This is a genomic window from Streptomyces sparsogenes subsp. cuspidosporus, assembly GCF_039532705.1.
Lineage (GTDB): Bacteria > Actinomycetota > Actinomycetes > Streptomycetales > Streptomycetaceae > Streptomyces > Streptomyces sparsogenes.
In genome coordinates this window covers 1-21659 of the sequence record NZ_BAAASD010000069.1, presented here as the reverse complement: position 1 = coordinate 21659, position 21659 = coordinate 1, and the positions used below count along the sequence as shown (strand labels likewise).

General features: G+C 70.6%; 23 protein-coding genes. 9 read left to right on the top strand and 14 right to left on the bottom strand.

The features are described 5' to 3' along the window. The first annotated feature begins 81 nt into the window (after positions 1-81). The 3 genes from ABFY07_RS40450 to ABFY07_RS40440 all read left to right on the top strand — a co-directional run bounded on the left by ABFY07_RS40450 (position 82) and on the right by ABFY07_RS40440 (position 5266). The gene (locus ABFY07_RS40450; RefSeq protein WP_346179253.1) at positions 82-1287 is read left to right on the top strand and encodes an FAD-dependent monooxygenase; all 1206 of its coding nucleotides are present in this window, start codon (positions 82-84) and stop codon (positions 1285-1287) included. Between the two features lie 177 nt (positions 1288-1464). After that, on the top strand, positions 1465-2328 hold the full coding sequence (locus ABFY07_RS40445; RefSeq protein WP_346179252.1) for an EamA family transporter: 864 nt from the start codon (positions 1465-1467) through the stop codon (positions 2326-2328). A gap of 151 nt (positions 2329-2479) precedes the next feature. Beyond that, a complete protein-coding gene (locus ABFY07_RS40440; RefSeq protein WP_346179251.1) occupies positions 2480-5266 on the top strand; it encodes a caspase, EACC1-associated type in 2787 nt (928 codons plus the stop codon). A gap of 24 nt (positions 5267-5290) precedes the next feature. On the opposite strand, the gene ABFY07_RS40435 is transcribed toward ABFY07_RS40440, so the two are convergent. From ABFY07_RS40435 to ABFY07_RS40425, 3 genes are all read right to left on the bottom strand, one after another. Beyond that, complete coding sequence (locus ABFY07_RS40435) at positions 5291-6076, bottom strand: SDR family NAD(P)-dependent oxidoreductase (protein WP_065963608.1); 786 nt, start codon at positions 6074-6076, stop codon at positions 5291-5293. Between the two features lie 122 nt (positions 6077-6198). Next, positions 6199-7035 carry an ABC transporter permease gene (locus ABFY07_RS40430; protein WP_346179250.1) on the bottom strand — a complete coding sequence of 279 codons (837 nt, stop codon included), beginning with the start codon at positions 7033-7035 and terminating at the stop codon, positions 6199-6201. Further along, the gene (locus ABFY07_RS40425; RefSeq protein ID WP_346179249.1) at positions 7032-7940 is read right to left on the bottom strand and encodes an ABC transporter ATP-binding protein; all 909 of its coding nucleotides are present in this window, start codon (positions 7938-7940) and stop codon (positions 7032-7034) included. The genes ABFY07_RS40430 and ABFY07_RS40425 overlap by 4 nt, the downstream gene beginning before the upstream one ends. A gap of 133 nt (positions 7941-8073) precedes the next feature. Here ABFY07_RS40425 and ABFY07_RS40420 point away from each other — a divergent pair, with 133 nt between their 5' ends. From ABFY07_RS40420 to ABFY07_RS40410, 3 genes are all read left to right on the top strand, one after another. Beyond that, the gene (locus tag ABFY07_RS40420) at positions 8074-9405 is read left to right on the top strand and encodes a sensor histidine kinase (RefSeq protein ID WP_346179248.1); all 1332 of its coding nucleotides are present in this window, start codon (positions 8074-8076) and stop codon (positions 9403-9405) included. 14 nt (positions 9406-9419) lie between these two features. Further along, positions 9420-10115 (top strand): response regulator, encoded by a 696-nt coding sequence (locus ABFY07_RS40415; RefSeq protein WP_346179247.1) that lies wholly within the window; start codon positions 9420-9422, stop codon positions 10113-10115. Between the two features lie 218 nt (positions 10116-10333). Beyond that, positions 10334-11284 (top strand): CPBP family intramembrane glutamic endopeptidase, encoded by a 951-nt coding sequence (locus ABFY07_RS40410; RefSeq protein WP_346179246.1) that lies wholly within the window; start codon positions 10334-10336, stop codon positions 11282-11284. Positions 11285-11300: 16 nt separating this feature from the next. Here the strand turns inward: ABFY07_RS40410 and ABFY07_RS40405 are convergent, their stop codons facing one another. Next, the gene (locus ABFY07_RS40405) at positions 11301-11495 is read right to left on the bottom strand and encodes a hypothetical protein (protein WP_346179245.1); all 195 of its coding nucleotides are present in this window, start codon (positions 11493-11495) and stop codon (positions 11301-11303) included. Between the two features lie 322 nt (positions 11496-11817). After that, a complete protein-coding gene (locus ABFY07_RS40400; RefSeq protein WP_346179244.1) occupies positions 11818-12240 on the bottom strand; it encodes an ATP-binding protein in 423 nt (140 codons plus the stop codon). A gap of 195 nt (positions 12241-12435) precedes the next feature. Between ABFY07_RS40400 and ABFY07_RS40395 the strand changes: the two genes are divergently transcribed. Together ABFY07_RS40395 and ABFY07_RS40390 are read left to right on the top strand one after the other, a co-directional pair. After that, positions 12436-13311 carry a helix-turn-helix domain-containing protein gene (locus tag ABFY07_RS40395; RefSeq protein WP_346179243.1) on the top strand — a complete coding sequence of 292 codons (876 nt, stop codon included), beginning with the start codon at positions 12436-12438 and terminating at the stop codon, positions 13309-13311. After that, the gene (locus ABFY07_RS40390; RefSeq protein WP_346179242.1) at positions 13308-13508 is read left to right on the top strand and encodes a DUF397 domain-containing protein; all 201 of its coding nucleotides are present in this window, start codon (positions 13308-13310) and stop codon (positions 13506-13508) included. The genes ABFY07_RS40395 and ABFY07_RS40390 overlap by 4 nt, the downstream gene beginning before the upstream one ends. A gap of 560 nt (positions 13509-14068) precedes the next feature. Here ABFY07_RS40390 and ABFY07_RS40385 read toward each other — a convergent pair. From ABFY07_RS40385 to ABFY07_RS40365, 5 genes are all read right to left on the bottom strand, one after another. Beyond that, positions 14069-14851 carry a helix-turn-helix domain-containing protein gene (locus tag ABFY07_RS40385; RefSeq protein WP_346179259.1) on the bottom strand — a complete coding sequence of 261 codons (783 nt, stop codon included), beginning with the start codon at positions 14849-14851 and terminating at the stop codon, positions 14069-14071. 47 nt (positions 14852-14898) lie between these two features. Beyond that, entirely contained in the window at positions 14899-15411 is a 513-nt protein-coding gene (locus ABFY07_RS40380; protein ID WP_346179241.1) for a DUF6879 family protein, read from the bottom strand. Next, a complete protein-coding gene (locus ABFY07_RS40375) occupies positions 15395-15607 on the bottom strand; it encodes a hypothetical protein (protein ID WP_346179240.1) in 213 nt (70 codons plus the stop codon). Before ABFY07_RS40375 ends, ABFY07_RS40380 begins: the two co-directional genes overlap by 17 nt. 195 nt (positions 15608-15802) lie before the next feature. Beyond that, complete coding sequence (locus ABFY07_RS40370) at positions 15803-16636, bottom strand: helix-turn-helix domain-containing protein (RefSeq protein ID WP_346179239.1); 834 nt, start codon at positions 16634-16636, stop codon at positions 15803-15805. A 286-nt stretch (positions 16637-16922) separates the two neighbouring features. After that, positions 16923-17843, bottom strand: coding sequence for a sigma-70 family RNA polymerase sigma factor (locus ABFY07_RS40365; RefSeq protein ID WP_346179238.1), 921 nt, complete (start codon positions 17841-17843; stop codon positions 16923-16925). 82 nt (positions 17844-17925) lie between these two features. On the opposite strand from ABFY07_RS40365, the gene ABFY07_RS40360 reads away from it, so the two are divergent. Continuing rightward, positions 17926-18375 carry a carboxymuconolactone decarboxylase family protein gene (locus ABFY07_RS40360; RefSeq protein WP_346179237.1) on the top strand — a complete coding sequence of 150 codons (450 nt, stop codon included), beginning with the start codon at positions 17926-17928 and terminating at the stop codon, positions 18373-18375. Between the two features lie 27 nt (positions 18376-18402). Here ABFY07_RS40360 and ABFY07_RS40355 read toward each other — a convergent pair whose 3' ends face one another. The 4 genes from ABFY07_RS40355 to ABFY07_RS40340 form a co-directional block, all read right to left on the bottom strand. Then, positions 18403-19638 carry a serine hydrolase domain-containing protein gene (locus ABFY07_RS40355; RefSeq protein WP_346179236.1) on the bottom strand — a complete coding sequence of 412 codons (1236 nt, stop codon included), beginning with the start codon at positions 19636-19638 and terminating at the stop codon, positions 18403-18405. A gap of 71 nt (positions 19639-19709) precedes the next feature. After that, positions 19710-20486, bottom strand: a complete 777-nt coding sequence (locus ABFY07_RS40350) for an energy-coupling factor ABC transporter ATP-binding protein (RefSeq protein ID WP_346179235.1) — start codon at positions 20484-20486, stop codon at positions 19710-19712. Continuing rightward, the gene (cbiQ, locus tag ABFY07_RS40345) at positions 20483-21247 is read right to left on the bottom strand and encodes a cobalt ECF transporter T component CbiQ (RefSeq protein ID WP_346179234.1); all 765 of its coding nucleotides are present in this window, start codon (positions 21245-21247) and stop codon (positions 20483-20485) included. Before cbiQ ends, ABFY07_RS40350 begins: the two co-directional genes overlap by 4 nt. 1 nt (position 21248) lies before the next feature. Beyond that, on the bottom strand, positions 21249-21659 hold a 411-nt coding region (locus ABFY07_RS40340), incomplete at its 5' end, for a PDGLE domain-containing protein (RefSeq protein ID WP_346179233.1).

The window sequence follows — 21659 nt, the reverse complement described above, 5'->3', positions numbered from 1 at the left end:
GCTCCGCGTCGGTGGCGCGTCGGCGGCCCGGGCCAGCATCGGGCTGTCCGACCATCACCAAGGGACTGTTGGGGAGTCACCATGCGTCAGCGGAGCCGTCACCAGAGCGGTCAGCAGAGCGTCCTGATATCCGGCGCCGGCATCGGCGGGCCCGCGCTCGCCTACTGGCTGGACCGGTACGGATACGACGTCACGGTCGTCGAGCAGTCCGCCGGGCCGCGCCCGGGCGGACACGCGATCGACGTCCGCGGCGCCGCGCTGGAGGTGGCCGAGCGCATGGGCGTGCTCGACCGGATCCGCGCCCACGCCACCGGCCTGCGGGGGATGTCGGTGGTCGACGACGAGGGCCGGGAGCTGTTCCGCACCACCGAGCGGACCGTCAGCGGCGGCGAGCTCGACAGCCCCGACGTGGAGATCCTGCGCGACGACCTCGCCACGATCGTCGCGGAGGCGGGCGGCGACGGTATCGAGTACCTCTTCGGCGACTCCATCGACCGGCTGGAACAGGACGCCGAGGAGGTGCGGGTCGTCTTCCGTAGCGGCACCAAGCGCGCCTTCGACCTGGTCGTCGGCGCCGACGGCCTGCACTCCCACACCCGGCGGCTGACCTTCGGGCCGGAGGAGGACTTCCTGCACCACCTGGGGACCTCGCTGGCCGTGTGGACGGCGCCCAACATCCTCGGCCTCGACCGCTGGCAGGTCGTCCACCGGATGCGGGGCGCGCTCTGGGGCGGTTTGGTGATGAGCGTCCGCGACAACCAGGAGCTGCGCGTCTACGCCGGATTCGACTGGGACGAGCCGCCGGCCGAGCTTCGCTCCCGCGATCCGCGCGTGCACAAGCGGCTGATCGCCGAGAAGTTCGCGGGGGCCGGCTGGGAGCTGCCCCGGCTGTTGGAGCACATGTGGGGGGCGCCGGACTTCCACTTCGACTCCATGGCCCAGATCCGCATGGACTCCTGGTCGCGCGGCCGGGTGACGCTGCTCGGCGACGCGGGCTACTGCGGGTCGCCCATGTCCGGCCAGGGCACCACCGTGGCCCTGGTCGCCGCGTACGTCCTGGCGGGCGAGCTGAGGGCCGCCGACGGCGACCACGAGGCCGCCTTCGCCGCCTACGAGCGGGAGCTGCGCGCGTATGTGACCGGCAACCAGGAGCTGGCGCTGATCAACAAGGCCATGGTGGAGGCCCGGAAGGCGGTCGAGCTGGGCGAGGTGGAGGCGGAGGAGTTCACCACCGGTCTGCGGGCCGAGTCGGACGTGGTCGACTCGTACCTGCTCAAGGATTACTGAGCCGGGCCGGGATCTTCCGGGCGCTCCCCGCGCGGCGGGCGCGCCGCCTGGTCCGTGCCCCGCCGCCGAGCCAGGCGCTCCCCACGCGGGAGCCACACCGCCTGGTCCGCGCCCGGCCGCCGAGCGTAGGGTCATGCGCATGACGACTACACGTACTTCCGTGTCCGGGTCCGCCGCGTGACCCCGCTCGTCGCGCTGGCGGTGCTCGTCGCCGCCGTCACGCATGCCGGCTGGAACGCCATCGCCCACGGCATCAAGGACCAGCTCCTCGCCTTCACGCTGGTGGGCGGCGGCGGGGCGCTGTGCGGAGCGGTGATGGTCTGCTTCACCCCGCTGCCCGCGGCGGGCGCCTGGCCGTGGCTGATCGTCTCCGCGCTGGTGCACGTCCTGTACTACGTGCTGCTCATGCGCTCCTTCCGGCTGGGCGACTTCGGCCAGATGTACCCGATCGCGCGCGGGACCGCGCCCCTGGTGGTGGCGGTGGTCGCCGCGGTGTTCCTCGGCGAGACCCCGGACGCCCGGCAGGCCGCCGGCATCGCGGTGGCCTCCGCCGGCCTGGTCGGGCTGGCGCTGTGGGGCATCAGGGGCTCCGGGCGGCGCCCCGGGAGCGGCCCGCAGTGGCCCGCGATCGGCGCGGCCCTGGCCACCGGCCTGTCCATCGCGGCCTACACGGTCGTGGACGGCCTGGGCGTACGCGCCTCCGGCAGCGCCCTCGGCTACATCGCCTGGCTGATGCTCCTGGAGGGCTTCGCCGTCCCCGCGTACGCGCTGGCCACCCGGCGCGGCGCGCTCGCCCGCCAGCTGCGGCCGGTCGCGCTGCGCGGGCTGCTCGGCGGCGTGCTGTCGGTCTTCGCGTACGGCCTCGTCCTGTGGGCCCAGACCCGGGCGCCGCTCGCCCCGATCGCGGCGCTGCGCGAGTCGTCGATCATCGTGGGCGCGGCCATCGGGGCGCTCTTCTTCAAGGAGCGCTTCGGCGCCCCCAGGCTCGCGGCCGCGGGGCTGATGGTGGCGGGCATCGGCCTGATGCTGCACGCCGGTTGAGCCCTTCCGGCCGTCGGGGGATGAGGCAGAATACGAGCTCGTCGTCACACAAGGGGGGCCCGTTGCGGTTCGACAGGGACGTGAGCGGTGGGGAGCGGGGGCCGCGGCGGATCGCCGCCGCACCCGGCGGCGCGGAGGGGGGACGGCTGCTGTGACGGTCCTGCCCGAGCCGGCCGCCTCACGGGCGGTGCTCATCGGCACCAGCCGCTACGACCACCTGGAGCCGCTCCCGGCGGTGGCGAACAACCTCCGCGCGCTGGCCGCCGCCCTGTGCGCCCCGCACGCGTGGGGGCTGGCGCCCGAGCACTGCACGGTCATCGAGAACCCCGGCAGCGCGGTCGAGGTCCTGGACGCCGTCCGGGCCGCCGCCGAGGAGGCCACCGACGCCCTGCTGGTGTACGTGGCCGGCCACGGCCTGGTCGAGCAGCGCCGCGGCGAGCTGTTCCTCAGCCTCACCGGGTCGGTGCGGCAGCGGTCCTACACGGGACTGGCCTACGCCACCCTGCGCGACGTCGTGCTCGACGGGCGGGCTCGCCGCCGGGTGATGCTGCTCGACTGCTGCCTCAGCCGTGAGGTGCCCGGCTTCGTCGACGGGGTCGAGGCGCTGATCGACCGGTCGGCGATCGAGGGCGCCTGCCTGCTGGCCGCCGTCCCCGACAACAGCTTCGCGTTCGCCCCGCCCGGCGAGCCCCACACGGCCTTCACCGGCGAGCTGCTCAGGCTGCTGAACGACGGGGTGCCGGGCGGGCCCGAACCGCTCGACCTGGAGACGGTGTACGCGCGGGTGTACGCGGCGCTGGGCGCCAAGGGGCGGCCGCTGCCGCACAAGCGCGACGGGGGCACCGCGGGCGGCCTCGCCCTGGCGCGCAACGCGGCCCCCGCCGGGCCCGCCTTCGGCCCGCCGGCCCCGCCGTACGCCCCCGGGCAGGCACCCCCGCCGCCCCCGCCCGGGCCTCCGTCCACGCCGCCGTCCGGGCCGCCGTCCACGCCCCCACCGTCCACGCCACCGCCCGGGCCGCTGTCCGGCCCTCCGTCCACACCGCCGCCCGGCTGGCCTCCGGCCTTCGCCCCGGGTCCGGCTCCGGTGCCGGCCGCGGCCCCCGGCGGCGGGCCGGGCAGGCGCCGGGTCCTCGTCCGCTCCGCCATAGCGGCGGCGGTCGCCGCCGGCCTGCTGGCCGCCGGCATCCCGCTGGTGAACGGCTGGATGGGGGACGACTCCGGCAAGGAGCCGGCCGCGCACAAGTCGCCGACGGCGACGAGCGGCCCGAAGCCGGCCCCGGCTCCCGCCCCCGAGTACAACGACGCGGCCCACGGCGTCGTCAACCCGTCCAAGGCCAAGGGCGGCACGCTGAAGTTCGTCGGCAGGATGGACGCCGACTCCTGGGATCCGCAGCGCGGCTACTACGGCTATGTGTGGAACTTCTCCCGCTACTTCACCCGCCAGCTGGTCACCTACGCCCCCGAGCAGGGCCACGACGGTGCCGAGCTGGTCCCGGACCTCGCCGCGCGCAAGGCCGAGGTGAGCGACGACGGCAAGACGTACACCTACACCCTGCGCGACGGCATCACCTGGGAGGACGGCTCGGCCATCACTTCCGAGGACGTCAAATACGGCATCGAGCGGGCCTGGGCCACCGATGTCATCTCCGGCGGCCCGGCCTACCTCAAGCAGGTCCTCGACCCCAAAGGCACGTACAAGGGCCCCTACAAGGACGACGAGCTGGGTCTGAAGACCATCAAGACCCCCGACTCCAAGACCATCGTCTTCCACCTGGCCAAGCCGAACGGCGACTTCGAGCACATGCTGGCGATGCCGGCCGGCTCGCCCGTGCCGAGGGCGAAGGACACCAAGGCCGACTACGGCAAGCGGCCCTTCTCCTCCGGGCCGTACAAATTCGGCGCGTACCGGCCGGGCACGTCGCTCGAGCTGGTCCGCAACACGGCGTGGAAGCAGAAGTCCGACCCCATCCGCACCGCACTGCCCGACCGGATCACGGTCGACTTCGTGGGGAACGACAGCGCCCGGAGCAACGGACTCCTCAGCGGCCGGTACGACGTGGACCTGGAGCCGACCACGCTCTCCAAGGACGCCGTCGCCAAGGCCGTGAACACCGACAGGCTCAAGTCCCGCCTGGACGACCCGTACACCCTGGGCATCCGCTACCTGGCCCTGCCGCGCACCGTCAAACCGTTCGACAACATCCACTGCCGCAAGGCGGTCGTCCACGCGGCGGACCGGCGATCCGTGCAAACGGCCTTCGGCGGCCCCGCCGCCAGCGGTGAGATCGCCACCAACATGCTCCCCCCGGGCATCGCGGGAGCGGACCCCACCGACGACCCGTACGACGTGGTCAAGAACGGGGGAAAGGCGGACATCGCCCAGGCGAAGAAGGAGCTGGAGGCCTGCGGCAAACCCAACGGCTTCCGGACCACCCTCGTGGTGACCAGCAGCCGGCCCGAGGAGCTGAGCGGCGCCGAGTCGCTGCAGTCCTCACTGGCCTCGGTCGGGATCAAGGTCGACATCAAGCAGATCGGATTCGCCGACTACTACCGGACCGTGGGCACGCCCTCGATCGTCAAGAAGAAGGGCTACGGCATCATCGTCCAGCGGTGGCTGGGTGACTTCCCGACCGGCCAGGGATTCCTGCAGCCCCTGGCCGACGGCCGCTTCATCACGCCCTCCGGGAATTTCAACGTCGCCGACCTGGACGACGAATCCATCAACGGCCTCTTCGACAAGGCGATCGCCGAGCAGGACCCCCGGAAGTCCGGGGAGGTGTACGCCCAGATCAACCGGAGGATCTCCGACGCCGCCGCCTATGTCCCCCTGGTCTTCATGAAGAGCTACAGCTGGCGCGGCCCCCGGCTGACCAACGTCTACACGAGTGACGCCTACTCGGGCAGTTACGACTTCGCCTCGCTGGGCGTCACGGGTTAGGCGTCGCGGGTCAGGAGTCGCGGGTCAGGAGTCGCCCCGGAAGGCGGCCTGCAGACCCAGGTTGCTGATCAGGAGCCCGCCGTCCACCGGGAGGGTGACGCCCGTGATCCAGGCGGCGTCGGAGGACGCCAGGAAGGTGATCGCGGCGGCGATGTCGGCGGGCTCCCCGACGCGTCCCAGGGGGTAGACGTGGGCGGCGCGGGCGAGGGTGTCCTCCCTGCCGTCCCAGTTGGGGGTGCGGACGGTGCCGGGGGCGACGAGGTTGACGCGGACGCCACGGGGGGCGGCGTCGCCGGCGAGGGTGCGGGTGAGGCTCGCCAGGCCCGCCTTGGCGGCGCTGTAGGCGTGGTTGCCGAAGTCCTGCTCGCCGTTGACCGAGCCGACGTTGACGATCGCGCCCCGCCCGCCCGCCGCGGCCAGGTGGGGCAGCGCGGCGCGGGCGCAGCGGAAGGCGCCGCTCAGGGTGATGTCGAGGTCCTGCTGCCACTCGTCGTCCGGCTGGTCCTCGAAGAGCGGGGTGTCGGGGTGGCAGGACAGGGCGTTGTTGACGAGCACGTCGAGCCGGCCGAAGCGGTCCACGGCGTGCGCGACGGCGGCCTCGACCGCCGCGCGGTCGGCGACGTCGCAGGCCAGCGACTCGGCCTCGCCGCCGTCGGCCCGTATCGCCGCGGCCGCCTTCGCGGCCCGCTCGCCGTCGAGGTCGGTGATCAGCACCCGGGCGCCCTCGGCGGCGAAGCGGCGGGCGGTGACCTCGCCGATGCCCCGGCCCGCGCCGGTGAGTACGACCGCATAACCCTCGAACCGCCGCACCCGCTGCTCCTTTCACGACCGGGACCCGTCCGGTGACACGCCCAACCGGGGTGGCGGGGCGTCCTCATGGTCATTTCCCGGTCAGGGGCGGGGCAGTCGTCCGCCTGGGGAGGAGTTGTCGTTCACTGATCACGCCGGTGTACGGCGGCGACGGCGATCACGGCCGCGGCGACCGCCCACACCCCGTAGACGGTCCAGGCCCCCGCGATCGTCCACGGGTGGTGGAGCGGGTGGTACGCGACCGACACCAGCCGGGTCCACGCCTGGTAGAGCGTGCTGTGGGAGGCGACCGCCGACCAGTGGCGGCCGTCGGTGAGAGCCACCGGCAGCACCAGGAGGACCACAACGGAAGCGACCATGGTGGCCGCGGTCTGCCGGAGGACCGTGCCGAGGGCCAGACCGACGAGCGCGCACAGCGGCGCGAGCAGCGCGGACGCCACCACGACGCGCAGCGCGCCCGGGTCGCCGAGCGAGACGCCCAGGCCCCTCCTGTCCAGGATCGCCTGGGTGGCGGCGAACGAGACCCCCGCGACGAACGCGCCGAAGACGGCCGTCACAGCGGTGACCACCACCGCCTTGGCCGCCATCACCGAACGGCGCGCGGGAACGGCCGCGAACGTCGTACGGATGGTGCCCGAGGCGTACTCCCCGAGGACGGCCATGGCACCGAGCGCGCCGAGCGCGAGCACCATGACCGTGGCGGCGTTCCCGGTGAAGGCCTCCTGGAGCGGGATCCCGTCCCGGACGAAGTCGGCCCGGTCCCCCGCGTCCTCCTCCGACCAGTAGTGGTAGGTGTCATAGGCGGTGCCCACGTTGAACCCGATGACGGCCAGCGCGGTGGCCCCGTACCCGAGCCAGGTCGAGCGCAGGGACCGGAGTTTGATCCACTCGGCGGCGACCAGATCGGAGAACCGGGGGCGGGGTTCGGTGGCCCGGGGGTACGCGGCGGTCATGGTCATCGGGGCTCTCCTGCCAGGTACTGGACGCTGTCGGCGGTGAGCTCCATGAACGCCTCCTCCAGAGAGCCCGACCGGGTGCTGAGGTGATTCAGCGGGACGCGGTGCACGAGGGCGATCTCCCCGACCCGGGCCGCGCTCAGCCCGGTCACGGTCAGCAGCCGGCCGTCCGCGCGCACCGCCGCGCCCTCGGCCGCCAGCAGGTCCCGCAGGATCTCGGTGTCGGGCGTGCCCACCATGACGCTCCGGCGGGTGCCACGGGCCGAGAACTCCTCGAGGCTCTCCGCCGCGATCAGCTCGCCACGGCCGATGACGATCAACTGGTCGGCGGTGTGCTCCATCTCGGACATCAGATGGCTGGAGACGAACACGGTGCGGCCCTCGGCGGCCAGCCCCCGGAACAGGTCGCGCACCCACTTCACGCCCTCCGGGTCGAGGCCGTTGAGCGGCTCGTCGAAGAGCAGCACCGGCGCGTCGCCGAGCAGCGCGGCCGCGATGCCGAGCCGCTGTTTCATGCCGAGCGAGAAGCCCCCGATCCGGCGCCCGGCGACCTCGGCCAGGCCGACCCGCTCCAGCACCTCGTCCACCCGCCGGCGCGGGATGCGGTTGCTCCGGGCCAGGGCCGACAGGTGCGCCACGGCGCTGCGCCCGCCGTGCACCTCCTGCGCGTCGAGCAGCGAGCCGACGTGGCGCAGCCCGCGGGGGCGGGAGCGGAAGGGGCGGCCCTCCACGGTGACCGTGCCGCTGGTGGGCTCGTGCAGGCCGAGGATCATCCGCAGGGTGGTGCTCTTGCCCGACCCGTTGGGCCCCAGGAACCCGGTCACCTGGCCGGGATCCACCGTGAAGGTCAGGTCCTTGACGGCCGTCGTGCCGCCGTACCGCTTGGTGAGTTGCTTGACTTCGATCACGGGGGCAACGGTGCCGCCGGGCGGCCCCGCGCGTCGTCGGACCGACGCCGACAATCGCCGGAGCCCGTGTCGACCCCGGTTGTACAGCCACGGTCCGATGTCCGGCCACCGGCCCCGCCATTACCATCCGGCCATGTCCACCTCACCATCTGTGCCGCTGCTCAAGCGCATACCGCCGGGTCTGTGGGTGGGGCTGGTGTGGTTCGTGGTGGCGGTGGAACCCATCGTGGAGTACGTCCTGATGCCGCCGAGCCGGAAGTACTCGCTCAGCTACCCCCGCCACGGCCTGGACCCGCTGTCGGCCCGGCTGCTGCTCGCCATCGCGTTCGTGATGATCATGGCCGGAAGCGCGCAGCTCCGCCGCAGGACGTCGACGGGCTACGGGTTGCTGCTCGCCGGTACGGTCTTCTCGACGGTGGCGTGGCGCCAGCACGAGATCCCGCCCGTGCAGTACCTGGGTGTGGACATCGCCCTCTGCTACATCGCTGCCACCCGTCCCCGGCGGACCTCGCTCATCGCGGCCGCGGCGGCGCTCGCCACGCTGCCCTGCTACCTGGCCCTGCGGTTGGGCCTCGGGGAGCAGGACGCGCTCGGCTCGGACCCGTACATCGCCCTGATCGTGGTCATCGCCTGGCTCGTCGGCAACTCGATACGCCAGTCCCGCCTCCACACCGAGGAGTTGCACGCCCGGGCCGCCGCCCAGGCCGTCACCGCGGAACGGCTGCGCATCGCCCGCGAGATGCACGACACGGTGGCCCACAGCATCGGCATCATCGCCCTGCAGGCCGGCGCCGCGGCCCGGGTCATCGAGACCCAGCCGGACCGGGCCCGCGAGGCGATGCTCACCGTGGAGAAGACGGGCCGCGAGACCCTGGCCGGGCTGCGGCGGATGCTGGGGGCGCTGCGCCAGGCGGACCGGGAGGCCGACGGCATGGCGGGCCAGGACACCGCTCGGACAACCGCCCGGACCGCCGCCCCGACAACCGGCCAAACCACCGCCCGGACAACCGCCCGGGCCGCCGAGGCTCCACGGGAGCCCGCCGCCCCGGCCTCGCTGCGCCCGGCCGTGGGCCTGGCCGACGTGGAGCGACTCGCCGCGACCACGACCGCCGCCGGCGTCCGCGTGGAGGTCCGCTGGCAGGGCAGGCGCCGCCCGCTGCCCCCGGACCTCGACCTCGCGGCGTTCCGGATCGTCCAGGAGTCGGTGACCAATGTCGTACGCCACTCGGGCGCCGACTCCTGCCGGGTGAGCGTGGACTACGGCGACGACGAGCTCGCCATCGAGGTCCGCGACCGGGGGGAGGGCCCCGCCCCGGACGCCGGGCACGACACGGGGTACGGCCTGGTGGGCATGCGCGAGCGCATCGCCCTCCTGCACGGTGACTTCACCGCCGGACCCGCCACCGACGGCGGCTTCCGGGTCGCGGCCCGCCTGCCGCTCCCGGCGGACGCGCGTACCCACTGACCTACGCTTCTGCCATGACCACTCGGGACCCCGGCGACAGCGGCGTCACGTCCGCACGAGTCCTCCTGGCGGACGACCAGCCCCTGGTACGGGCCGCCCTGCGGATGGTCATCACCGACGCCCCGGACGTCGAGGTCGTGGGCGAGGCCGGAGACGGCGCCGAAGCGGTCCGGCTGACGGCCGAACTCGCCCCCGATGTCGTGGTGATGGACATCCGGATGCCCGGCATGGACGGCATCGAGGCCACCCGCCTGATCACCACCGGCCCCGGCACGGCCCGCGTGGTTGTCCTCACGACCTTCGACGACGACGACTACGTCTACGGCGCGCTGCGCGCCGGCGCCTCCGGGTTCCTGGTGAAGGACATGGCCCTGGACGACATCCTCGCCGCTATCAGCGTCGTCGCCTCCGGCGACGCCCTGATCGCCCCGAGCGTCACCCGCCGGCTCATCAAGGAGTTCGCCGCCCGCCCCACGACCACGCCCCCGCGCCGCGCGCAGCTCGGCGGCATCACCGACCGCGAGCGCGAGGTTCTGACCCTGGTCGGCAGCGGCCTGTCCAACGCCGAGATAGCCGACCGGCTGTGCATCAGCGTGGCCACCGCCAAGACCTATCTCACCCGTCTCCTCGCCAAACTCGACGCCCGCGACCGGGTGCAGCTGGTGATCCTCGCCTACGAGGCGGGGCTGGTGGCCCCGTCGGGGTCCTGAAGGCGGCTGCCCACAACGGCGCGAGGGGATTTGCGGTGAGTATCGGACAGTGACACGCCGTGGGGTCGGCGTGTCACTGTCTCATACTCACCGCAAACCCACGACGTCAGTTTCGCCGGGTAGAGCAGACTCCCGTGGCAAAAGTGGAGTGGGCTCCCCCGTCGAGACACGCCCGGGCTCCATTCTTCGCCGCTGTGCTGATCCGTAGCGTCCATGTCATGACGCTCTCAACCGGCTCCCCACCCTTCGCCAACCGGCGACGCGGCCTGTTTGTCTTCCTCGCTGTCGCCTACGTCGGCATGTGGGCGGCCATGTCACCGCTCCTGGCCAGTGGTTACCGGCGCGGCGACGCACGGGAGGAGACCGGCGCGCTCGAGCAGGTGTGCATCGCGGCCGCGATGTTGGCCCCCGCCCTCGCCGCGATCCTCGTGGTTCGCCGTGTCGAGCGCAGCGGTCGGATACGGGACACTCTCGCCCTACGCTGGACCAAGCCCTGGGGGCGTGCCGCACGGGAGTGCCTGACGGCTTTCGTCGTCCCCGCCGGCCTCACCACGGCCGCTCTTGTCATCGGCACCTTCGCCGGCCGCTACCCATTCGGTGGCGTGCACTGGAACGGGCTCGGTGCGTGGGCGGCCGGAGCCGTGCTGAACATGCTGGTGTCGCTGCCGTTGTTCTTCGGCGAGGAACTGGGCTGGCAGGGTTACCTCTTCCCGCGCCTCGCACGGGACGGTGGCCGCCGGCGCCTGATACGGGCGTACGTGGTCACCGGCGCGGCCTTCGCCTTGTGGCACCTGCCCACGCTGCTCATGGGCGGCCAGTACCCGGGGCGGCCCTGGTACGTGTCGGTGCCCGCCATGCTGGTGAGTTGCGTCCTCATCCTGCCGGTCTTCACCTGGCTGCGGCTGCGCTCCGGCTCGGTCGTACCCGCTGTCATCGGCCACGCGTTCGTGAGTTCGGTGAGTGTGGGCATGGTCAAGGAGTTCGCCGATCCCCAGGCGACCCTGGATCCCCTGCACATGGGTATGGCCGGATGGCCCGGCTGGACCGTCACAGGCGCGTTCGTCGCCTTCCTCACGCTGACCGGCCGGCTCCAGCCGTCCTTCTACAAGGACCGGACCATCTCTCACCAGCGTCGATCCGCGAACTGTGAGCCCGCGACCGGGGAATGACAGCCGTCCGAGAGTGTCACTTCATGTCCTGGCCGAAGACCTCGGCGCGTGCCGCGCGCCACAGTGTGCGCAGTTCCGCCGCTGTCTCGCAGTCCTCACCGTGTGTGCGGCACCGGCCCTTGCACACAGCGGCGTGCGTGATGAACGCGGACCACGCCTTCGACTCAGCGTCTCGGCCCGGGGTGTTGTCCGCCCGTGCGTGGTCGGTCATGGGGTTGCTCCTTTCAGGCCGGTGGCCTGTCCGCCCATGCCCAGGCGGAGCGAGAGGGCGTGCTGCCGTTCTTCGTGCAGGACCACGTAGGCCCGTACGAGCGGCCCCGTGTCCACCCACTCCGTCTGCCCCGTATCGCGGCGCGCTTGCCCGGAGGGGACGTGGGACCGCCGCACCTCCGGCGTCGGCTGCCCGCGCACGGCTCCCGGCAGCGGCCGGCCGACTGGCGCCGGGGCGCCTCGCCTGTGCCTGCCTCGCGGGGGATGGAACGGCCAGAGGGCCATCATCCGGGCGAGGATTCGAACGATAGGGCCCAGCAAGGTCAGCAACCCCTGTCCGCGATCACGAAGCGCGCCCAGACGCATTTGCTGTGCCTCCCGTGCCTGTGGCCCCACGAGTCCGCCAACTGTGAGACGAGGTACAGCCCGCGTCCGCTCTCCTCGTCCGGGCCGGGGGCCCGGAGCCGGGGGATCCTGTCTCTGTCGGGGTCGGAGACCTCGACGAGCAAGGCTTGACCCTGGACCGAGACAGAGATCTCGATCAGGGCGAACGTCACGCGGCAATGGCGGATGGCGTTGGACACCAGTTCGTCAGCGGACAGGGTCACGTCGTCGGCGAGGGTGCCGCTGATCCCCCAGTCCGCGAGGGTCTTCCGTATGCGGGTCCGTACACCCGGGAGGCTGCGCTTGTGTTTGGAGACACGGAAGGTGTCCCGGCGTTGGTCCGCCACAGCGGTGGTGGGCATGTGCGTACCCCCTGACCCATCGTCATGTCCGCACCGTCCGTAGCGGCGCGCTCACTTGAGGCTATGCGGCAAGCACTCACTACCGCAAGTCTCACTACCGCATACATGCGGGTACAGGGTCCGCTCTATCGTGCCGGCTGGCCCTACAGTGGAGCCCGGCAGCACGCTGGGCAGGCGGAGGAGAGGGCGGGATCTATGCCAGCAGGGGGACGGCCCACGGTGCGCAGTAGGCGACTCGGCGCAGCACTCAAGAGGTACCGACACGCCGCGAAGCTCGACCAGCCGCAAGCCGCTGAAGTGATCTCGGCGTCTCAAACCAGGGTCAGCCGCATCGAAAGCGGGCATGTCACGGCTCGCCCCCTTGAGATCCGCGAAATGCTCAAGGCGTACGGCGTGCACGATCCGGCCATCCGCAAGAAACTTGAGGACCTGGCCAAGAACGCGAATCGGCGCGGCTGGTGGTTGGAGCATGCCGCACACCTTCGAGCGGACTACCTGGACCACATCTGCCTCGAGGACGACGCCACATTTATCCGCGAGTGGCAACCGGCACTGATTCCGGGGCTGTTGCAAATCCCTGCCTACGCCGAGGCGGTCATCAGAAGTGCGCCCGCCTTCATCGACCCCGACAGGGTTCCGAAACTGGTCAAGGTGAGGGAGGATCGCCAGACCAAGATCCAGGAGAGGGAGGGAGCGGCAGAATACACGGCGATCATCTGGGAACCGGTCATCATCCACCCTGTCGTGGAGATCGGGATCTTCCAGGAGCAGTTGGCTCACATCCTCGAAGTGAGCAAGAGGCAGAACGTGACGCTTCAGGTGCTGCCCATCTCGGCAGGTGTGAAAGCCACGATGCCGTCCGCCTTTTCGTGCTTCTCTTTCGACTCGGAACCCGTCGTGGAAGCAGTGACGCTGGACAACTTGCGCGGGTCATCCATCCTCGAAGCGACCGAGGACCTTACGGCTTACTCCCTCGCCTTTGACCAGCTACGATCGGCAGCTCTGGCACCGGAAGCGAGCCGACGGCTCATCCGGGGCATACTGCGGAGCAGCAAGGAAGACGCGAAGTGACCCCTGAAGGTATAGGACCGTACCGGAAGTCGTCATACTCCGGCGCAGAGAACAACTGTGTAGAGGTTGCGGGCACAGCCGACAGCGGCCGTGCCGTACGGGACAGCAAAGACAAGCACGGCCCTCACCTGACGTTCACCCGAGGAGCATGGCAAGCGTTCCTCCTGGGCGTCAGGCAGGGAAAGTTCGACCACTAGTCACTCAGGCGCGCGAGGGCCCCGGCGAACAGACCGTCGCCGGGGCCCAGGGACGCCCCAGCTCTACTCGCCATCCCCTCCCTGCGGAGCGGGGTCACGGGGGGCCTCGGGAGGAATCGGTCCTCCGTCGTGCTTCCCTCCGTCGGCCTGCGCGGTCGCCAGGTCACGCGGGTGCGGGAACGGGACTCCGCGCCACCCTTCCGCGTCGGGCGTGCGCGTCTCGTACGAATCGACGGCCGCAGCGCTCATCTGCCAACCTCCTCTTTCGCGATGGGCCACGCCGCCGTACCGTCGATGGCATGGCCAGTGGACCGCAGGGGAGTTCCTCTGCGGTGTGGTCACCCGCCCCGGCTGCTCGGCCTGTCCAGGGTTTCCAGCGCCGGGGCGGGAGTTCATAGGCCGCGCGTTGCGGCAAGCACGAGGGTTCCGCCGGCGCATTGAGGGCATAGCAATGTTGGGCGTGTGGTAGCACGTCCGGCAGCCGAAGAGCTTTGGTCGTATATCCAAGGTAGCGGCGGGCGCTGAGTGAGCCTGTCAATATTCCCGTTGCCGACTAAAGATCATGAACGGCAAGCAGAGGACCACGCGGACAGTTGCTCTCGGGCCTCTTCCCCGAAAAGCGCGTACCCCTCCAGCGCGGAGAACAGGGCAAGGTGTTCGGCAATATCTCTGGGATCTCTCAGAATCACGACCCCGGTAGTGGTCTCCACAGTGGTCAGCACATCGTCATAGATCGTGAATGTGTCCATCGGAGCTATGGGCATGTGCCCCCTTACGGGGATCACTCCGAGTCTCACGTTGGGCAGGTAGGTGATGGAAACCAAACGGTCAATCTGCATGGTCATGGCGGCGGGAGGAACAAGGGGCCACCTGACGGCTTGCTCCGTGAGAATGAACGTGAACCGCTTCGTGGTGTCATGCAGAACTTCCTGACGCTCCAGCTTCTTCGCTACGACCTTACGCGTGTCCACTGTGGAATGAGCGAGGCTGGCCCGGATGTATTCCGGAGTCGAGAGAAGACCCGTGATCATCGACAGCAGAAAGTACCGGAACTCACTGGACGAAGACTCCAGCGCCGCCAGCTCCGACTGCTTCTTCTCCAGGCCCTTACGCCGCAGCGACCGGAATCCTTGCCACTCGGTGTTTGCCAGCCTGGCCAGTGCTGTGACCTCAGCGATCACCTCGGTCGAGGCATCGACCGCACGAAGGATCCGTTCCACATCAAGGAGACTGGGCTGTACCTTGCCATTCTCGATCCGGCTGATTTTGGATTGAGACATGTTGCAACGCAGAGCGAGCCGGTCTCCGGAGAGGCCGGCTCGCTTGCGTAGCTCTTTCAGCAGGGCAGCGAGTTCCTGTTTGGGCTACCCCGGCTGCTCAGGCTCGAACGTCACCCGTTCACGTACTCCAGGAACGGGACGGACTCGGCAATGGCAATCCGCTTCCATTGCCTATATGGTTCCGGGTCCCCGTCGTAAAGTTCCCGGTTGACCTGAGTTCCGTCAGCGCGGTAGTTCATCAGGACGACTTTGGATTCGTCGAACATCCAGAAATCCTGACCAGGCAGTCCCGGGTTCTCCCTGTCGGTGAGATCGAGAATGCGGATGTCCTCTCCGGCTTTGACGTGGCGCCGATAGTAATATTCGAACTCGAACTGGAGGTAGTCCGAGAGAGGACGGGTTACGACGTGAACCCTGCCGACACTCTTGCCTTCGCTCGCCCACTTCCGAATCTCGCCCATCCAGCCGGAGGTGTAGTTGTCGGGCGATTTCTCTCCGGCAAGAAAGCGTTCGAACTTCTCCGCTTCGTGCGGCATGGTGTAGACGGGCAGTGTTTCAAGCCGCCACGCCTCTCGCTTCATGGAGTCGAAGCAGTCGTTCCACGCCTCACCATCCAAGAGCACGGACGGCCTCCCTCAGAACGTGCTCGGGGATCTTCACCAGCGCCTCACCGGCCGGCGGCTGGAACGTGGCGCACCGCTCCCCCTGGACGACGATTCCGCCGTCCGCCTCATCGCGGTAGACGTTCGGGCAGTCCTTCTCTCCGCAGTCACCGGTGCCCGTGCTGGTGAGCCGGGTGAGCGCCGTACGTCCAGACATGCCAAACCCCCTCGCTCCGGCCCTGTTTGGACCGACTGACCACGACGGTAGAGGAAGCGTGACGAACGCGTCCATGCGCACTCGGGACTATGCCCGTTGTTGCATAAACCCGCGTAAGGCCGGGTCGCCAACCGCCTGGGCTGCCGGCTGTCTTGCGTGCGGTCCTATCATCAGCCCGCAAGGCCGATCCGCCCCTCATGCGCGGTAGGAAGCGGCCCATTCCCCGAGCACGTTCCTTGCCTCCTCTCCGAAGAGCGCGTGACGCTCATACAGGTCGAACACTGCCAGGTGTTCTGCGATGTCCCTGGGATCCTGAAACACGATGCGCCCTGTGAAAGTCTCGACTGTCGCCAAGCGCTGGTCGTAGACCGTGAAGGTATTCATGGGGCCTCGACTTACGGCGGCACCGAAGGGGATCACGCCGATACGCACATTCGGCAAATGAGACAGCGACACAAGGCGGTCGATCTGTATGGCCATTGCCGCCCGGGGAACAACAGTCCACCTGACGGCTTGCTCTGTCAGCAGGAAGGTAAAGCGCTTAGTGGTGTCATACAGGACCGCCTGCCGATCCAGCTTTCTTGCCACTGTCTTGGAGATGTCGACCGGCGAGTGCTCAAGACTGGCCTTGATGTATTCGGGCGTGGCCAGGAGCCCGGTCACCATCGCAGGCAGAAAATACCGGAGTGTCTTGGCCTCCGCTTCAAGGCCGGCCAGCTCTGCCTGGCGCTTCTCCAGACCCCTGCGCCACGATGCCCGTTTGCCTTGCCATTCGGTGTTGGCAAGCCTTGCAAGGGCCATCGCCTCCGCGACCAGCTCCATGGGGGCGTCAAGAGCTCTCAGCATGAGTTCAACGTCGATAAGGCTTGGGGTAATCCGCCCGGTCTCGATGTTGCTGAGCTTGGTCTGAGATATATTGCAGCGCTTAGCGAGCCAGACCTGGGTTCGGTTGGCTCGCCTGCGTAGCGTACGAAGTGTTTCTGCCAGGTCAGCCTTCGACTGACCCAGCTGCCCCGGATCAAAGGTCAAGGCCCTTCACGCACTCCTCGAAGGACACGGCGTGCTCCAGGGCGATCCGCTTCCATTCCCGGTAGGGGTATTGCCGGTGAGACGGGTCAGATCGCTTCGCGTCATGGTGCCCCCTTCGTGCGCAGACTGATCCCCGCTACCAGGACGACGCTAGGTCGGCTGTCCGGACCTCGTCCACGACACAGCGCCAATATTCGCGTACTCGGGTCAATGATCACGGCTCCGCCCGGCGTGACGCAACGCCCCTGCCAAGGCGTGGCGCTCGCACGCGCCAGGCTCGTGGCCGTCATCGACATGGCTTGGGGCGGCTCGCAGGAGCGGCAGCGCGAGGGGGAGGGCTCGGCAGGTCCATTGACGCGAGTTTGGCCGGGTCGATCACGATCGCGATGCGGGTGATCCGGGCTTCGGTGACGGTGAACGCCGCGACGGAGAGAGGGGAGCCGTCCTCGCGCCATGCCGCGATTCCGGGCAGGCCGCCCACGAGCACCGCCCGCCCCCGCACGGCCGCGTCGGCGGAGAGTCGGGCGCCGGCGGCGACTTCGGTCGCGCCCAGGGTGACGAACACGCCGTCGGGGGTGTCGACGGTCAGCTTCACCTCGGGGTCGAGCACGCGCAGCAGGCCTTCGAAGTCGCCGTGGCGGGCCGCCGCCAGGAAGGCCTGGACCACCTCGCGCTGTTCCCGCCCGACGGCCGTCGGCTGCTTCGTCGCGCGGACCTTCCTGCGGGCGCGGCTGGCGAGCATCTTGGTGGCGGCGGTGGACTTGCCGAGGATCTGGCCGATTTCGTCGAACGGCACCGCGAACAGGTCGTGCAGCACGAATGCCAGCCGCTCGCTCGGCCTGAGGGAGTCGAGGACGACGAGGAGCGCGAGCCCGACCGAGTCGGCGAGGGCCGCGTCGTCCTCCGGGGTGGCGCCGTCGTCGATCGTCACGACGAGGTCGGGCAGCCGGTCGTCATAGGAGGCCTGGGGACGGGACTGACGCGATCGCAGGATGTCGAGGCTGATGCGGCCGACGACCGTGGTCAGCCAGCCGGCGAGGTTGTGGATGGCCGCCGCGTCCTGGCCGGAGAGCCGCAGCCATGCCTCCTGGACCACGTCCTCGGCGTCGGCGTGCGAGCCGAGCATGCGGTGGGCGACCGCGCGCAGCCGGTCGCGCTGGGCCTCGAACGCCTCGGCCACCGGGTCCGTCGGGCTGGGGCCGGACATGTTGTCACCTTCCTCGGGTCCGCTCCGTCATGGGGATGACGTGCCCGGTCGGGCACAGGTAACCGATGAAGGGGCGAGACCGATGGAAGCACGCATGAAGAGCGCGGCGTATCCCGATGTGACCACCGCGATCCAGCATCTCTTCAAGGCGATTCACGCCGGTGGCGTCGACCCGCGCCTGCTGGAGCTGGTCCACCTTCGGGCCAGCCAGATCAACGGCTGCGGCCCGTGCGTATACGCGGGTGTCCAGTCGGCGAAGAAGCGCGGGGAGACCGAGGAGCGGCTGCACAACGTGGTCGCGTGGCGTGAGACGCCGTTCTTCTCCGAGGAGGAGCGGGCGGCGCTCGAACTGGCGGAGGCCGCCACCCGGATCCAGGACGGCGCGCCGGGGGTGACCGACGAGATCTGGGACGCCGCGGGCCGCCATTTCAGCGAGGAGCAGTTGTCCGCGATCACCCTGGAGATCGCGCTCACCAACTTCTTCAACCGGATCAACCGCACGATCCGGGAACAGGCCGGCAAGACCTGGTGAGCCTCACCTCCAGGCGGCGGCTGAGCCTCACGTGAGAGCGGCCCGCAGCGCCCGCACCAGCGCCTGCGCGCGCGGGTCGGCGGTGACGCCGCGCTGCATGCCGTTGGTGACGTAGCCGAAGGCGACGCCCGAGTCGGGGTCGGCGAAGGCGAGGGAGCCGCCGCGGCCCGGGTGGCCGAAGGAGCCCGGGCCGAGGAGCGGGGAGGCGGGGCCGTGCAGCATGTAGCCGAGGCCGAAGCGGGTGCCGACGACCAGCACCTCGTCCGGCCCCGCCGACTCCTCCGTACGGGCCAGGGTCAGCGTGGCGGGCGCGAAGAGGCGGCCGCCGGACCGCAGGGGGCCCGCCGAGGGCAGCGGGCCGATCAGCGCCGCGTAGAAGCGGGCCAGGGCGTCGGCCGTGGCGACGCCGCCCGAGGCGGGCAGCTCGGCCTCCAGATAGGCGGGGTCGTTCTCGTCGGGCAGGGGGCTGATCGCCCCGAAGGCCCGCCGGGTGAGCGAGTCGGGGTTCTGGTAGGCCTCGGTGACCGACCGCTTGGGCCGCAGCCGCGGGCCCTGCGAGGCGGGCGCCGGCGGGGCCTCCACCGGGCCGATCCGGCCGACGCGGCCGCGCTGTTCGCGGGGCAGCCCGAGCCATAGATCGAGGCCGAGCGGCCGGGCTATCTCCTCGGCTATCCAGCGCCCGATCGTCCGCCCGGTGACCCGCCGGACCAGCTCGCCGATCAGCCAGCTGTACGTATGCGCGTGGTAGCCGTGGGCGGTGCCCGGCTCCCATACGGGCCGCTGCGCGGCGACCGCGCGCGGACCGTGGAAGCCGTCGATGGCCTGGACGGGGGCCAGCGGGGTGTCCAGCACGGGCACCCCGGCGCGGTGGCTGAGCAGATGCCGGACCAGCACCCGCTCCTTGCCGTTCGCCTTGAACTCCGGCCAGTACGTGCCGACCCGGCCGTCCAGGTCGAGCTGGCCGCGCTGGTGGAGCAGCAGCGGCACCGCGGCGGCGATGCCCTTGGTGACGGACCGGACGACCTGGGCGGTGCCCTGGGCCCACGGCTCGCCGCCGGCCCCGTCCCCGCCGGTCCCGTCCCCGCCGGCCCCTTCCGCGCCTCCCTCGACGTCCTTCGTGCCGGCCCACAGATCGACGACCTTGTGGCCCTCCCGGTACACGGCCACCGCCGCGCCCCGCTCGCCGCGCCGGGCGAAGTTGTCCACGAAGGCGTCCCGGACCGGTTCGAATCCGTCGGCCACCGTGCCCTGGACGTCCACCACTGATCCGTACTCCCACCATGCCGAGGGCGATGCGTGCTTCCCCCCATGGTGCAACGCCCCCGCCGGAAACCTCAGACCGGGGCCGTCACCGAGCGGGGGTCGAAACCGAAGGGCAACTCGAGTCGATGTTCCCGCATCAGCGCCTCGTCGCACAGCAGGTCCTGGGTACGGCCGTCGGCCGCGATCACCCCGCCGCTGAGCACCACGGAGCGCGGGCACAGCTCCAGCGCGTACGGCAGGTCGTGGGTGACCATCAGCACCGTCACGTCCAAGGACCGCAGGATGTCCGCCAGTTCGCGGCGCGAGGCGGGATCCAGGTTGGAGGACGGCTCGTCCAGCACCAGGATCTCCGGCTCCATGGCCAGGACGGTGGCGACCGCCACGCGCCGCCGCTGCCCGAAGGAGAGGTGGTGCGGCGGGCGGTCGGCGAACTCCGCCATGCCCACCCGCTCCAGCGCCGCCGCGACCCGCCGCTCCAGCTCGGCGCCGCGCAGCCCGGCCGCGGCCGGTCCGAAGGCGACGTCCTCGCGGACGGTCGGCATGAACAGCTGGTCGTCGGGGTCCTGGAACACGATGCCGACCCGGCGGCGGATCTCGGCCAGGTTCTGCTTGGCGACCGGCAGCCCGGCCACCTCGACCGTCCCGGCGCCCGCGCCCAGGATGCCGTTGAGGTGCAGCACCAGGGTGGTCTTGCCCGCCCCGTTGGGCCCGAGCAGCGCCACCCGCTCCCCGCGGGCGACGGTCAGATCGACGCCGAAGAGGGCCTGGTGGCCGTCGGGATACGCGTAGGCCAGGCCGGACACCTGGAGGGAGGGCGGGGTGCTCTCGGCAGGAGAGGGGCCGGTCATATCAACATCCATCCGGTCAGGCAGACCACCAGCGCGGTCAGCGGGAGGGCCGCGGCGGACAGCCACTGCGCCCGGGTCGCCGTCATATCGTCGATCACCGGCATCGTGCCCGCATAGCCCCGGCTGACCATCGCCAGATGGACCCGCTCACCGCGCTCGTACGAGCGGATGAACAGCGCCCCCGCCGACTTGGCCAGCACGCCCCAGTGGCGCACGCCGCGCGCCTCGAAGCCCCGCGACTGGCGGGCGATCCGCATGCGGCGCATCTCGTCGGAGATGACGTCCCCGTAGCGGATCATGAACGACGCGATCTGGACCAGGAGAGGAGGCATCCGCAGCCGCTGGAGCCCCAGCAGCAGGGCGCGCAGCTCGGTCGTGGAGGCCAGCAGCACGGAAGCGGCGACCCCGAGCGTGCCCTTGGCCAGGATGTTCCAGGCGCCCCACAGCCCGGGGCGGCTCAGCTCCATCCCCAGCACCGCCACCCGCTCGCCGTCCGCGACGAACGGCATCAGCACGGCGAACGCCACGAACGGGATCTCGATCAGCAGCCGCCGCAGCACATACCCCGCCGGGATCCGCGCCACGGCCGCGACCGCCGCGAGCGCCACCGCGTACACCCCGAAGGCCCACACGGCCTCGCGCGGTGTGGACACGACGACCAGGACGAAGCACAGCACCGCGGCGATCTTGCACTGCGCGGGGAGGGCGTGCACGGGCGACCGGCCCTCGCGGTAGAGCTTGTGCGCATGGCCGGCGCCCATGTCAGCCCGTCTCCGAGTCGTGGGCGCGCGGGGTGGCGGACGCGGTGGCCGCTGCGGGGGCGGCGGTTGCGGCGGCGGCTTCGGCCTTCTTGCCGCTGCGGCGGCGTACGACGACGAACAGCCCGGAGCCGACGGCGAGCGTCGCGCCGACCCCGATCACCCCGGCGAGGCCGCCGGAGAGCCGGGCGTCGGTGATGTCCTTGACCCCGTAGTCGGCGAGCGGGGAGTCCTTGGCGGCGTGGTCCTCGGCCTTCTTGTCGATGCCGTTGTCCTGGGCGACCTTCTCCAGCCCGTCGGGGCTGGCGGACGCGTAGAAGCTCACCACCCCGGCACACAGCAGCGCCGCCGCGACCCCGACCGCCCACACCCGCCGCGTGGACCGCCGCGCGGTGTGAACCGCGGCCACCGGGGC